This window comes from Paenibacillus alginolyticus DSM 5050 = NBRC 15375 (assembly GCF_000422905.1).
Classification (GTDB): Bacteria; Bacillota; Bacilli; order Paenibacillales; family NBRC-103111; genus Paenibacillus_E; species Paenibacillus_E alginolyticus.
The window spans coordinates 91,169-104,653 of sequence record NZ_KE383948.1 but is presented as its reverse complement, the minus strand read 5'-3'; the positions used below and the strand labels follow the sequence as shown (position 1 = coordinate 104,653).

Annotated in this window: 13 protein-coding genes; 6 read left to right on the top strand and 7 right to left on the bottom strand. The window is 39.6% G+C overall.

The window, feature by feature from the left end:
• Positions 1-463 precede the first annotated feature (463 nt).
• The 3 genes from G519_RS46780 to G519_RS0138760 all read right to left on the bottom strand — a co-directional run bounded on the left by G519_RS46780 (position 464) and on the right by G519_RS0138760 (position 4,242).
• Entirely contained in the window at positions 464-1,669 is a 1,206-nt protein-coding gene (locus G519_RS46780; RefSeq protein ID WP_051254115.1) for a metallophosphoesterase family protein, read from the bottom strand.
• Entirely contained in the window at positions 1,670-3,952 is a 2,283-nt protein-coding gene (locus G519_RS0138765) for a PAS domain S-box protein (RefSeq protein ID WP_084160553.1), read from the bottom strand.
• A gap of 92 nt (positions 3,953-4,044) precedes the next feature.
• On the bottom strand, positions 4,045-4,242 hold the full coding sequence (locus G519_RS0138760; protein ID WP_029199097.1) for a hypothetical protein: 198 nt from the start codon (positions 4,240-4,242) through the stop codon (positions 4,045-4,047).
• 292 nt (positions 4,243-4,534) lie between these two features.
• On the opposite strand from G519_RS0138760, the gene G519_RS0138755 reads away from it, so the two are divergent.
• Genes G519_RS0138755 through gerPC form a run of 4 tightly spaced genes read left to right on the top strand, consistent with a single transcriptional unit; the run spans position 4,535 to position 5,766 of the window.
• Positions 4,535-4,936: a hypothetical protein gene (locus tag G519_RS0138755; protein WP_029199096.1), complete on the top strand. Its 402-nt coding sequence runs from the start codon at positions 4,535-4,537 to the stop codon at positions 4,934-4,936.
• Positions 4,920-5,138, top strand: a complete 219-nt coding sequence (locus G519_RS0138750; RefSeq protein WP_029199095.1) for a spore germination protein — start codon at positions 4,920-4,922, stop codon at positions 5,136-5,138. Before G519_RS0138755 ends, G519_RS0138750 begins: the two co-directional genes overlap by 17 nt.
• Before the next feature lie 13 nt (positions 5,139-5,151).
• A complete protein-coding gene (locus G519_RS0138745) occupies positions 5,152-5,334 on the top strand; it encodes a hypothetical protein (RefSeq protein ID WP_029199094.1) in 183 nt (60 codons plus the stop codon).
• A gap of 48 nt (positions 5,335-5,382) precedes the next feature.
• Positions 5,383-5,766 carry a spore germination protein GerPC gene (gene gerPC / locus G519_RS0138740; RefSeq protein ID WP_029199093.1) on the top strand — a complete coding sequence of 128 codons (384 nt, stop codon included), beginning with the start codon at positions 5,383-5,385 and terminating at the stop codon, positions 5,764-5,766.
• Between the two features lie 95 nt (positions 5,767-5,861).
• Here gerPC and G519_RS0138735 read toward each other — a convergent pair whose 3' ends face one another.
• From G519_RS0138735 to G519_RS0138720, 4 genes are all read right to left on the bottom strand, one after another.
• Positions 5,862-6,647, bottom strand: a complete 786-nt coding sequence (locus tag G519_RS0138735; protein ID WP_029199092.1) for a sugar phosphate isomerase/epimerase family protein — start codon at positions 6,645-6,647, stop codon at positions 5,862-5,864.
• A 187-nt stretch (positions 6,648-6,834) separates the two neighbouring features.
• Positions 6,835-7,647: a carbohydrate ABC transporter permease gene (locus G519_RS0138730; protein ID WP_051254110.1), complete on the bottom strand. Its 813-nt coding sequence runs from the start codon at positions 7,645-7,647 to the stop codon at positions 6,835-6,837.
• Entirely contained in the window at positions 7,644-8,483 is an 840-nt protein-coding gene (locus tag G519_RS0138725; protein WP_084160562.1) for a carbohydrate ABC transporter permease, read from the bottom strand. Before G519_RS0138725 ends, G519_RS0138730 begins: the two co-directional genes overlap by 4 nt.
• A gap of 202 nt (positions 8,484-8,685) precedes the next feature.
• Positions 8,686-10,134, bottom strand: coding sequence for an ABC transporter substrate-binding protein (locus G519_RS0138720; RefSeq protein WP_244280363.1), 1,449 nt, complete (start codon positions 10,132-10,134; stop codon positions 8,686-8,688).
• Positions 10,135-10,178: 44 nt separating this feature from the next.
• Between G519_RS0138720 and G519_RS0138715 the strand changes: the two genes are divergently transcribed.
• Positions 10,179-11,921, top strand: coding sequence for a cache domain-containing sensor histidine kinase (locus tag G519_RS0138715; RefSeq protein WP_029199088.1), 1,743 nt, complete (start codon positions 10,179-10,181; stop codon positions 11,919-11,921).
• A complete protein-coding gene (locus G519_RS0138710; protein WP_029199087.1) occupies positions 11,918-13,417 on the top strand; it encodes a helix-turn-helix domain-containing protein in 1,500 nt (499 codons plus the stop codon). Before G519_RS0138715 ends, G519_RS0138710 begins: the two co-directional genes overlap by 4 nt.
• Positions 13,418-13,485: the final 68 nt, after the last annotated feature.

Below are 13,485 nucleotides of genomic sequence, written 5' to 3'. Positions count from 1 at the left end.
AGCATATTTTCTTATTCGACGACGTATTTTCATATTTCTTGCTGTCCAGTTAGGCACTGTTTGAAACACGATTTACCTCCAATCCTTTTCGGTTGAAGTACATAAATTTAAATCCAATACATAGAAGTGCCAACGTAATAAATAATAAGCCACTCCATATAATCCCTTTCATGCCTGAAGCGGTAATAAACCACCCACCTGCTAACGAACCGATGGACACACCCAGATTGATGAAGGAAATAGAGGCATTCAAGTTATATCTGCGCTTTAACAACTAAAAACAAGTTAGTTTATACCCAAATCCTTAAATTTAAAGGAGAAGATTTCGATGGACCAGGTTGTTAAACAAATCCTTTACTTGCAAATTTGCTTGCGGAGCTAGAATAAAGCAGATAAAAAAAGGAATCCGGCATCAAACCGGATTCCAAGAACTTTAATTGTTTAGCTCACACTCAATCATCCTCTAATCTTCAGAAATAACCTCAAAAGGTATTCGAACCAGCTCTGTATTCAACGTCTCCCCCAAATAAATGATATCGTAAGATCCCGCAGGAAGATTCAGATCAGTGAATATGATTTTCCCATCCGGCTGACTAACCGAATTGGTTTTAATGTGCGCAATGGGCGTAATCGGTTTAATCTCACTTGGCAAAGCTCCTCTTGGAAAAATACCGAAAGCATCTTCTCTCAATGCCCCCGTGTACGTAACTTCAATCAAATCGCGAGTCCGATAAGCGTGTTTGTCTATCTGCATGGTTGGGTTACCAAGCGTCAGATCAGGATCGACTTTAGGGTCCACTACCGGAATAAGCGAAGGAAGTGCAACTGAGTAAGCGGCAGCTTCAATCCAAGTTTTAGCGAGAAAGTCCCTTCCTTTTACGACTACTTTATGATCATAGACCTCTACGAAATATCCCTGCGAGCCTGCCTTCTCCACATCATCATCTGTCCATAAGTAGGCAGTGGAGGCTGCATTAAACATAGTTGCATACTTTGAGTTGTACATTGTATTGGCCGAACCCAATTCCCAATGGGTATGACCAGTAAAGACAATCGTTTGCGGATGTTTTGCAAGGATGGTCTTAAGCTCTTTGTCCTGTCGAATACCATGCCACCCGAACTTGTTTTGTGACCCTGAAACTGTATGTTTCAAAGGCTGATGAACGAAAATAAAGGACGGTTTGTTCGCCTCTTCGTGCTCCGAAAGCTTTAGATCTAACCATTCCAGCTGCGTCTCTGATAAATACGAAGAGTCCTTTAATCCTATCTCTGTCCCTAGGAAAATAAAATGATAGTCGCTCAACCAAAAATCGTAATACTTTTTATCTATCCCCGTACTCGATGTAAAATAAGACATTTGGGTATCAAAGTCCGCCCAACGGACATCATGGTTGCCTAAAGTAAAATAGAAGGGTGGCAGCCCCTCTTTATGATCCTTCAAAATTTGAGCCATCGTTTCAAACTCTGATTGCTTGCCATTGTTCGTCATATCACCAATATGCATAATTCCTTGACTATCGGGTGAAGTTGCCCTGATATCCTGTAAGGCCTGGATAAAATTTTGCGAATATTTGCCTTCTATCTTATCTTCAACATGAGTATCTGTAATGACAACGAATTTGATATTCGGCTTTTCGTCCTGTTGTTCAACATGGATAAACTCTTCCATTTATTTCCCGCCTTTGCATTTTTGGTACTTTTCAATCTTATTGCGTATAATCTCACTTTTGATTGGTTTACTTATGTAATCGTTCATTCCTGCTTCAAGACATTTTTCACGATCACCTTTTAAAGCGTTAGCTGTCACCGCAATAATATAAGGGATTTTCTCTGGCGGCATTGTTTCATTGATCTGTTTGGTGGTTTCAAAACCATTCAGGGCAGGCATCTGGATGTCCATAAAAATGATATCGTATGATTCGTAAGCGAGTGCTCGAATGACCTGATTGCCATTTTCGACAATGCTAGTGAAATGCCCCATCTTTTCAATCATTTTCTTTAATACGATCTGATTAATTTGGTTATCTTCAGCGATTAAAATGTTCAAAGGTTTTTGAACACATACAATTTCTTGGATAGAAGAATCGTTTGGATACGATACCTCCTCTTTAAACCAACCTGTAAATACAAAAGTTGCTCCAGGTTCATCCGTTTCTTCGACCCAAATATCTCCGCCCATCAACCCTACAATTTTTTTACTAATGGCTAACCCCAATCCCGTTCCTTCTACTTGTCGCGTCATGAAACTATCCAATTGATAAAAGGGATTAAACAACTGATTGAGTTTTTCCTTGGGGATACCTATCCCGGTGTCTTTTATTGAAACTTTAAGCTGGAGTTTGTGATTTTCACGCCCATTATTTTCCACCACAATGGACACCCCGCCGCTATACGTGAACTTGATCGCATTACTAATAAGATTCATTAAAACTTGTTTAACGCGATCATAATCACCAATTAGTCGATTAGGCAATTCCGGAATCACGACAACTTGAATATCAAGCCTTCTTTCAAGTGCCTTTGGCATCAATACTGCGAGCGTATCGTCAATACAGTCTCTGATATCAAATAGCTGCGCTTGCAATTCCGTCTTACCTGCTTCAATTTTGGAGAAGTCCAAAATATCATTAATAATCTTAATCAACGTGTTCCCGCTTTTATTAATGATTTCTACATATTCTTTTTGCTCGTCATCCAAATCCGTCGTAGTTAGCAGCAAGTCGGTCATGCCAATCACCCCATTCATAGGGGTTCGGATTTCATGGCTCATCATAGCTAAAAATTCACTTTTGGCTTTATTTGTCTTTTCAGCAGCTTCCTTTGCGATAAGCAGTTGTTTCTGTTCGGTCATATCTTTCGCAATAACATAGTACCCGACGTTTTCCTTATTTATGATGATCGGAGCTATCGTTGTTAACACTTCAACATCATGTCCATCTTTATGTCTGATCATATTAATATTTCTTTCCGTTGTAACGTCTTCGATGGAATAGGAAAGTATTCTTCGGAGATTTCGTTCACCAATAAATTTGGAAATAAGCTCTCCTCTCATCTCGATAACCCTATACCCCGTCAGTCGTTCAGCCATTTCGTTGGTGTTAATAATCCTGCCCTTCACATCCAGAGAAATAATAGCATCGTGGTTATATTTTTTCAGAGACGTATAGCGCTCAACCGACTCTTGCAGCTTCAATTCTACTTTCTTTCGCTCTGTAATATCCCGGCCTATCCCTAATACCTTCTGTAGTTGGCCTCGATCATCTCTAATTAGTTTAATTGCAGTCTCAAACCAAATATACGTACCATTCTTATGTCGTGAACGATACGTAACTACTTCATTATCTGAAAAAGGGGCAGATCTTAGTTTTTCTAAGTCTTCAGGATGGTTTAATTCCGTACTATCTTTTCCAATCAATTCTTCTGGCTCATATCCCAATAAATCACGCACCGAGGGCGATAAATACTCGATTTTACCATCAGGTTTTACTAAAGTAATAATATCTTGCGCATTTTCTGAGATAAGTTCATACAGTACTTCCGTCTTTAATAGTTTTTGTTCAGTGGCTATTTTATCTGAAATATCGATGATATGAACGATAAAGTATAGTGGAGTTCCTTGCTTTTCATCACGAACCAATGACAGTCTGACAGATGCCCAAATAAGGTTGCCGTTCTTCTGAATACAACGCTTTTCCAACTCATAGAATAGTGAGTTTCCACGCAATACCTCTTCGATTAGTCCATTAATTTTATTCAAATCATCCGGATGGGTTATTTCCTTAAGTGTCAGTCCGATGGCTTCTTGTTCCGTATAACCAAGGGTTGGATTGAAGGATGGATTGACCTTGATGATAGTGCCAGCTATGGACACCAACGCTATAGCAATTGGCGCAAAGGTATAAACTTGTTGAAAAACAGAATCGCAATCGAAATCGAAATCTACCTTAGGCATATGAAATCCTCCAGTCGTCAATGTACCCCCTATTTCTACTATATAATGCCATTTTAATATAACATGATTGTTATAGTGAACTGAAATTGTCCCTATCTTTTACTTAGAAAATCACAATTTGCCTTCACGAATTTTTCTCCCGTGGTGCTTACAACTAATTCGTCATCATGAGATTGAATGATTACATCCTCCCCTATTTGTACACCTTGTAAAAAGATCGAGATGGGCTGTCGAAATACCCGCATTCTTTCAAAATCGGAAGGTTCAATCAGTTTGCGTTGTTTTGGCATGTTTTTCTCCTTTTATACTTTCATGTGATTACATTATTGCATAAATAAGGATCAAAATCAGGTATTATGAGAAAACCTCTATCGAGGCCATTCAAAGATGAGCGACCGCGTTTAGAGGTAGGTTTTATCGCCAATAAGAAAGCGGTTTTCGTGATCCGAAAACTTATACTTTCTTATGTGGTCAAAAAGGACCTTGTCGCTCCGTTCACTACCAGCAAGAATTTGAGACACAGATACCTAGGAAAATGAATACACTACATCACAAGGGTGAATGAAAGGGAGTGGGAATCGGATGAAACAGACGAAGACGGCTTTTCAGTGGGATAGCATCACACACATCTTCACGCCGGAAATTACGTCCAATCCGCAATTGCGGCTGCAAAAGCCTGAACTCATTGAATCCGATATCCGAGGCGAATTGAAACGGTATTCCGGAAAGTCCGATGCCCTTCCGCAAGGACAACCCGGCTATCGAATCCATAAAATGCCGGAATATCTTATTGTTAATGTACCGATCTCGAAAGCGACGCCGAAGCGCAATTTGTCCGTCTATGCCAATTCTCGAAGCATTTGGCTTGAAGGGCTGGTCGATAGACATTGCAACCTTCGTATCGCAAATGCCGCGAGCGTGCATAAGACCGATATTTCGCAGTCAAACTGCCCAAAGGATGAGCTTTATGCCGAATGTGTTTAACATCTTTAACATCAATATCAATCAAGTCGCTACTGGCGGCGTCGTCAATTTCGGAGACAACCTGTTGCGCGGAAATGCGGCAAATTCCAAAGCGGTCGGAGGCAACACTGTCATCGGTGACGCCACATCTTCAGTTAATACGGACCGAAACAGCGTTCTGGATCCGGATATCATCGACCAGGGAAACAGCAACCTTGTATAGGAGAGCGCAAGCTATGAACTTTTATATTAACCATATTAAAATCAACTCCATCGCCAACCTGGGCTCCCTCAATATAGGCTACAACATTTTGTCGGATAACAGGGCGACGGAGATTGCGGAAGGCGTGAACGAGAAGAAGGCCGCCGTGGTTCCGGAAGAAGAGTTGATACCGCCTCTACACCCTGTAGCCAAATGATCGGTGGCTGTAAAGTCAAGTTTTTCCATACCTGAAGGAGGCGGCATCATGTATGATCCACATGCTTATCTGCACTCCTGTATATGCCAATTCGAACAAAGAATTGCCATGCTAGAGTTTAAGCAATGCGAGTTGGAGGCGGAAAATCAACGATTGAAAGATCAGCTCCAGGCTCAACTGAAGGATCATCTGGATAACCAGCTCAAAGAGAAGCTGAACAATTATTTGGCCGATCAAAAGCAAACAACGCCCCCGAATATTACCTACAAAATTCAGGAACTGCACGTAAACGAGCTGAAAGGTACGCTGAACATCGGTCTGACGTCCACCGCAACTACCGAAGAGTTGCACGGTATGATCGACAAGCTGAAAACCAATCAGGGGCATACCGCCGAAAACATGTTTTTTTCACAGGATTCAGAGAGCCCCTAGGGTTTTCGATAATCTGCCAAAAAAAAGAGAGGATAGCATAATGCCATCCTCCTGAATGATCCGTCGCTCAGCGGCAAGCTGCCCTACCTTAAAAATCAAACATCCAAACCAAGTTTCTTCAAATAATTGAAGCTGGTCGCCAAGCAGTCAAATGGATTTCGACCATAACAGTCGTCTTGTTCAACCGGCGCCCATTCAACACCAACTTGTTTACATGCTTCCAAAATCCGGGAGTAATTCATATTACCTTCACCAATCTCGGCAAATCGCTGCTCCATATCACTCGTTACTGCAAAATCTTTCAAATGAACGAGTTTCATTCTTCCTTTCAATTTGTTTATCCATTCTATTGGATCTGCTCCTCCAGATTGTACCCAGTAGAGATCAAGTAAGAATTCAATGTCTTCTGGATCAGTCTCCTCCATGAGGATTTCTAGCCCGGTTTTCCCATCGAATTTCGCGAACTCAAAAGAATGGTTATGATAAAAGAAATGTAATCCTGCCTGTTTTAATTTTCTTCCAATGTCCGATGCTTCTTTGGCGAAAGTTATATATCCTTCTCTGCTGCTGCGATTTCCCGGCGGCATACCACCTAATCCCACATATTTACAATTCCAAATCTTATGCTTCTCAATAACAGCATCCAAGTTATTGGTTAAATCCGCATATGGAATATGGGTCGCACAGATCGTCAGTTGCTCCCTGTCTGCAATTTCTTTCAATTCCTTATTACCGATAGGACCTATTCCTGAAACTTGAATGGCGTGATATCCGATTTGTTTAACCTTTTTCAGACTGATAGAAATATCCTCGGGCGTTTTTAGAAAATCCCTTATTGTATAAAGCTGTGCTGCTATTTTCATTTTGTCACTCGCTTTCATAGAATATTGAAACAACCTCTTGTTGCGGCCTGCGCAGAATTTGATATCTGCAATATTATGCAATATTACGATTTAATCCTTGTCGCCTACAAGTCGCAATTGTTGCGCAGCCGCAAACCCAAGGCTTTGCCTCATAAAAACAAGCTGAACCCCCGTGTTAAATCAAAGGGGTTCAGCTTTCTCTCACCTATCCTTTAATGGCTCCATCCGCCATACCTTTTACAAAAAACTTTTGAAGAAACAGATAAACGACTGTAATTGGCAACATCCCCATCAAACATCCAGCCGCTACCCAATTAATATTACTTTGGAACTGTGAAATAAACATGGATAGAACAACGGGAACCGTTTGAAACTCTCTTTTTTGCAGAAAAAATAAGGAGAATTGATAATCGTTCCAAACTTGGACACCAATTAATATAACAATAGTCGCAGTGATAGGTTTTAATAATGGCAAAATAAGACGAAAGAAAATAGCATACTGATTACAACCGTCAATGACGCCTGCTTCATCCAATTCCTTTGGTATTGTACTTATAAAGCCAGTATAGAGAAAAATGGTCATTGGAAGAGCAAAAGTTACTTGCGCTAATGAGATTGCCCAGTACGTATTAATACCTCCAATATCCACAATCAATTTATACAAAGGTACCAGAATCGTAAGTGCAGGGATAATTAAGCATGATATGCAGACGGTGTAAATAAAATTATTCCATTTGGTTCTATGTCTAGCCAGCGGATAGGAAGCAATCGAACCTATAAGAATAACTAGCACAAGAACGACAGCTGTGATGATCATATTGTTCAGAATCGCTTTACCTAAGTGCGCTTGCTTCCAAACGTCCACAAAGTTACTAAGACTTAATGATGCAGTTGGAAGCCACTTGGAACTTACATCACTTGCACTCTTAAATGATAAGTTTATTAAAATATAAAAAGGAACAATATGAACAATCGAGATGAGGCCTATGATGAAATACTTCAAAATGTTCTTATTCACATGCTCACTTCCTTTTTACGAAGCATTCTCAATAAGGTCAAGCTGACAATACCAATGAGTATAAACATCACATTACCCAGAGCAGCTGCATACCCGGCGTCTTGTCGTGCAAAGTACAAGTTATACATCATCGTAGATAAAGATTGAGATGCATAACCAGGACCCCCGTTGGTCAAAGCCACAATAACGTCAAATAGCTTCAAACCACCAATGATATTGACGACAACATTAATCGTAATCGACGGCATCAATAGCGGTAATGTTACATTTTGGAATCGTGCAAACCATCTGGCGCCATCGATAGAAGCAGCTTCATAATAATCTTTGGGTATCGATTGTAAACCTGCCAAGTAAATAATCATCGCTACTCCCATAAACTGATAGGTATTCACAAAGGTAATAATCCCAACAGCCACAGGGCCATTGGCGAGCCAATCGGTGGGAGCTTGATGAAACAGGATCCTAATATCGTTAATCGCTCCACCATCATATTGAAAAAAGAAATACCAAATGTATCCCATAATCAACGGACTAATAATAACTGGCAGATAAACAATGGTTCTGACCAGCCCTTTTCCACGTATTTTCTGATCTAGAAACAATGCATATGCAAGGCCTAGCAGGTTTTGAAACAGTGTGCTTCCAAGCCCATATATAAGCGTATTCTTCATCGTTATGAATATTTTTTTATCCGTGAGCATCTGCGCATATTTATCCCAACCTATCCAGTTAAACGTTGGCGAGTAGCCATCCCAGTCCGTAAAAGAGATTCTAATTCCTTTGACCATAGGATAAAAAATAAATAAACCAAACAAAAGCAAGGCAGGTACGTACATGATATTTAACGCATTTGGAGACAAAAGCAGCTTTTTAATCCAACTAGATTTATTTATTTCTACGCGATTTCTATTTTGTATCGTTTTCGTATCTACAGTATTCAATTTTTCTCTCTCTCCTTCCGAACTCAGTAAGGCGGAACAAAGAATAGCCTCTAACCATAATTGTTATTAGGGGCTTTTCATTTCCATCTATATTTCCTTATTTTGTAACTGTTGCTCTTAAACGAGTGTATTCTTTTTTCATATTTTCAGAGAATTGCTTTGCTGTAATTCCGCCAGCAATGATATCTTGACCATTTTTACACATAACATCCCACATACCGTTCGGTAAAAATACACGGTCAAAGTATGGAAGTACGCGCACATCTTTATACTGCTCATAGTATTTACTTAAATCGCCAGCATCCACTTTGGCACCTTTGATTCCTGAAGGCAACGCATTAGAGACAGCCACCAATTGAGCATTCTCAGGTTTTGCGTAGAAAGCGACAAACTTTTTGGCTGCTTCAATGTTTTTGGAATCTTTAGAGACTCCCCAGGTTGTTTTTTCCCCACCGACAAAGGTAGGGCTGTCACCTTCAACGATAGATGGAATTGGCATGAAACCTGCTTTCAACTGTGGATTCACTTTCTTCGCTTCTTCAATTACATAAGCTCCGTAGAAAAGAAAAGCCGTTTTTCCTTCTGCTAATGCTTTCGCATCATCACTGTACTTAGCCGTTAAGACATCTTTGTTTAAGTAACCTTTTTTGTATAGATCAGCAAACATTTGAGCGAATTTATCCCAGTTATTCCAATCAAAAGTACCATCTAACAGCTGGGCAGAATTGTTTGTTGCGGCACTTGCGTAAAGAGGAGTAGCAAAATAGTCAAAATACTGTCCCACTGGCCAATTATCTGAACCTCCCATATGGAAAGGTGCTACAGTACCTCCACTTTTGGTTTTAATTGTTTCAGCCGCTTGCATCATTTGATCATACGTTTTTGGAACTGCAATGTTGTATTTTTCTAATACATCCGCATTGTAAGCAATTCCTGATTTATCTTGATCCATTGGCAAAACGTATACTTTACCTTTGTCGTCCGTTACAGCAAGTTTAATAGCATCATCCAGAGCTCCCACCCAAGCTTGATCTTTCAAATCAGCCAAATACTGGCCATACCTGATTTTGGCCCAACCATGTGTAGAGAAAACATCCGGGAGATCATTACTTGCCATTTTTACTTTCATTATGTTTTCGTAATCTTTACCTGGAGCGCTGAATTCAACTTTGATCGTTGGATTCTCTTTGGTAAAATTATCAGCGATTGTTTGTAAAACTTTGGCTTGTTCACCGATGGCGTTTGTTGCAACACTAATCGTAACTGGCTTAGCTGTATCCTTCTTGTCCTCTTGCTTTGTTTCCGTTGTTGCAGCAGGTTTGATATCGGCTGCCGGTTTGTTTGAGCCACAAGCGGACAAAATTCCTACAGCTGCGATTAGTACGCATAATGTGGCTTGAAATTTTATACTTTTCATCTTTCTCTTCCCCTCAAATATATTTTGTAACTGCTTACATTCATATCCTAACATGAGTAATAACGTTTTCAATGATGGATATCTACACTCTGATTGTGATTTTCTACACAGTTCAACTTGGATTGACACGCCAACCCCCCTCACTATATGCTTGTCTCTTAGGAGGCGCTTTCATGACAATCAGCTTATCTCTTCGCAATAAATTAATGATTATTTTTACGGCAACTATTATTTTGCCTTTTCTTACTCTAGCCATTATTTTACCTTATTATTTCAAAAGCTTGATTAGTGAAGAAACGCAGCATGTAACGTCGGGCGCCATGAACTCCTTATCAAGAAACTTAGAAACGTATTTGGATGACTTGGATCGTTTGACCTTATTACCTTACTATAACGATGAACTTATACAAGCCCTCAAAATTACCGCATACCAGTCCAATTCGAGCTTGGACGATTATACCAAACTAAAAACCTCTCGTGCTCTCAATGGGGCCTTGCCCAGTTATTTGATCAGTACAAGAAAAGAGATCTTAAACACGGTTATTGTGACTAATGATGGACAAGGACATTTGAGTAGCAGGTTTGATGCGACTAATCTTGTGCAGGGCTTTCCTTATCAAGAGCAGAATTGGTTCCAGAAGGCGCTTCTAGCTAATGGTAATGCAGCTTTTTTAGGATCTCATAAACAAGACTACTTATCCGGAACGATGAACACTCGTGTATTCTCAGTTGCTCGTATGATCAAAGATCCCGATTCCAAAGAACCTATAGCTGTTATCATAGCCGATGCAGATTATGGGGCACTGAGCAAAATAACGGAAGATATTTCATTTAGTATGAATTCCATGATTGTGATTATGGATGAGGACAATCAACTGCTTTATTCCAACAAAGAAGTGCCCGACACTTTGGTGACTCAACTCGCTAACAAAAGCAGCAAGATTGCAATCGGTGACCAAAAATATGTAACCCTTTCCAAAAACTTAAAATCTGCGAATTGGACTATTGTCGTGCTTCTTTCGGAGTCAGAAATGAATACGAAAATACAATGGATTTCCACTGTTGCTATCATTGTCTCCGCCGGAGGTATCGTGGTCACTTTCATTCTTTTTATGTATTTAACCAGATGGATCGTAAGGCCATTTAAACAAATGAATGGCGTCATGAAAGAAGTCCGGACAGGAAACTTACAAGCACGTTTTACCTCCATCGGAAAGGATGAGATTTCACAGCTTGGACAATCCTTAAACAAGATGATTTTTCAATTGAATGATATGATTAACCGCGAATATAAGATAGCCCTTTCCCTAAAAGAAGCAGAATATCAAGCACTTCAATCACAAATTCAACCTCATTTTCTTTATAATGTATTAACAGGATTTATTGGTTTGAATCAAATAGGTGAAAAGCGAAAGCTTGAAGATGCCATATTTGCCTTGAGCGGTATGCTCCGCTATATTCTTGCCACTAATCAAACCACGACAATTGAACAAGAGTTTCACATTTTACAGGGATATGCTCTGCTTCAAAAACTCCGGTTCAACGAGAAGCTGCAAATTGATATCGGTTACGAGAAATTTGTAGGTTCTTTTCAAATTCCAAAGCTTTTAATTCAACCGATTGTGGAGAATGCGATCATTCATGGCATTGAACCTAGCGACAACCCAGGTCTTGTAGAAGCTAAAGCTCTTATTTATGTTCATGAAGATAAGGAATTCATCCAAATCAAAGTACGTGATACTGGGGTCGGATTCGAAATGAGTGACATGCAATCAACCAAGCAGCATATTGGAATTTCTAACGTAAAAGCAAGATTAGAAATGCTTTATCCTGATGCTAGTTTCATGATTCAGAGCAATCCTGGAGTGGGGACAACCGTTCATATTACCATTCCACTAAAAGGAGCACATTTATGAGAATTATCATTGCCGATGATGAGACTTGGGTTAGAACGACAATTAAAAATATGCTGCTGGAGCTAGACATGCATCTCGATATTGTTGGAGAAGCAAGCAATGGCGAAGAATTGATTGAAATGTCTCAATTGCATCAGCCTCAGCTCGCTTTCATAGACATCCGTATGCCAACGATAGATGGTCTAGAGGCAATTAGAGTAGCCAAAGAGCTGTCACCTCAAACTAGATGGGTCATTTTGTCAGGTTCATCCGACTTTAAATACGCGCAAGAAGCCATTCGACTAGGCGTTAAAAATTACCTGTTAAAACCAGTTGACCCCCAATCATTGTCTAGGTGTGTAGAAGAGATTTCAGAGGATTACAATCATGATTTGGTAAAAGGAAATGATGAATTCGAGTTTTTAATTTCTTCTTTCGTATGGGGAAACAGAACTTTACAGGATTTATCTGGGATCCAATCTTATCAGTTTTCCGGCATCCTTATTTGTATAGACAGTTCCTTATCTGAATCTTTAAAGCTCCAACTGATACAAACATGGTTGAAAGAGATACAAACCCATATGAAAAGAACGATGAATCATAAAGATATCAGGTATGCCAAAATTACTCTGCGTAATGGCGATTATGCGATTATCACAGCCTGGAGTCCGTCGCATCATGCAATTATGTTAAGTATACGCTCAGAGCTAGTCCATTTTATTAAATCCAAGATGATAGAATATAAAACCGATTACTTTTCATTAACTGCATTGCAAAGTGATATTAGTAATGATTTGGAAACATGTATTCATCAAATTTCAAGTCTTCAATACTCATCTCCGCTTCGGACCGTCTTACCCCATAGTGGTGTATGGTCAAGGAAAGATTTGGCTTTCTACCAAAACAACGATCAGCCTATAGTTGAAATTAGCCGAACTGCTGAAAAGGCAGTCCGCTTTTATCAAAGCAATGAATACTTATTCTATAAGAAAGAAATAGACACCCTAGAGCGACAATTAGCTTCTCTTCCCCTGCATCAGATCAAAACCATTCACGCCCTCTGTGAATACTTTAATACAACTATCAAAAGAGCGTTTGATCCTAACTGTCATTCGAAAATATGGATAGAGAAACTCAGGGAATTCGGCGAGAAATTGTTACCAACTTCAGCTAATAAAGACTTGGCCAATCAGGATCTGATTAATCAAGTCATTCGCCATATTGAACAGCATTATATGGATGATATCAGCATCAATCAACTAGCGACTCAATTCAATATTACGCCTAATTATTTGAGCACACTATTCAGCAAACGATGCGGTGTCACATTTTCGAGGTACATTACTCAGATTCGTATGCATAAAGCTAAGGAGATATTGATAGAAAAGACGACCATGAAAATTCAAGAAATAGCTAACCAACTTGGTTATTACAGCAGCAGTCATTTCATCAAAACTTTTTCGGAATTTCATGGCTCCTCCCCCTCTCAATTTAGAGAGCAGCATCTTGATAAATAAAAATATGACCAAACAAAAAACAAGCATAATCTGACAGTGAATTAGCTGCTCCGATTATGCTTATTTCA

What these genes read in the sequence shown, in the direction of transcription:
- G519_RS46780 (WP_051254115.1), bottom strand. Translation starts at nt 1,669, where the DNA reads ATGGAAGAGTTTATCCATGTTGAACAACAGGACGAAAAGCCGAATATC.
- G519_RS0138765 (WP_084160553.1), bottom strand. Translation starts at nt 3,952, where the DNA reads ATGCCTAAGGTAGATTTCGATTTCGATTGCGATTCTGTTTTTCAACAA.
- G519_RS0138760 (WP_029199097.1), bottom strand. Translation starts at nt 4,242, where the DNA reads ATGCCAAAACAACGCAAACTGATTGAACCTTCCGATTTTGAAAGAATG.
- G519_RS0138755 (WP_029199096.1), top strand. Translation starts at nt 4,535, where the DNA reads ATGAAACAGACGAAGACGGCTTTTCAGTGGGATAGCATCACACACATC.
- G519_RS0138750 (WP_029199095.1), top strand. Translation starts at nt 4,920, where the DNA reads ATGCCGAATGTGTTTAACATCTTTAACATCAATATCAATCAAGTCGCT.
- G519_RS0138745 (WP_029199094.1), top strand. Translation starts at nt 5,152, where the DNA reads ATGAACTTTTATATTAACCATATTAAAATCAACTCCATCGCCAACCTG.
- gerPC (WP_029199093.1), top strand. Translation starts at nt 5,383, where the DNA reads ATGTATGATCCACATGCTTATCTGCACTCCTGTATATGCCAATTCGAA.
- G519_RS0138735 (WP_029199092.1), bottom strand. Translation starts at nt 6,647, where the DNA reads ATGAAAGCGAGTGACAAAATGAAAATAGCAGCACAGCTTTATACAATA.
- G519_RS0138725 (WP_084160562.1), bottom strand. Translation starts at nt 8,483, where the DNA reads ATGTACGTACCTGCCTTGCTTTTGTTTGGTTTATTTATTTTTTATCCT.
- G519_RS0138715 (WP_029199088.1), top strand. Translation starts at nt 10,179, where the DNA reads ATGACAATCAGCTTATCTCTTCGCAATAAATTAATGATTATTTTTACG.
- G519_RS0138710 (WP_029199087.1), top strand. Translation starts at nt 11,918, where the DNA reads ATGAGAATTATCATTGCCGATGATGAGACTTGGGTTAGAACGACAATT.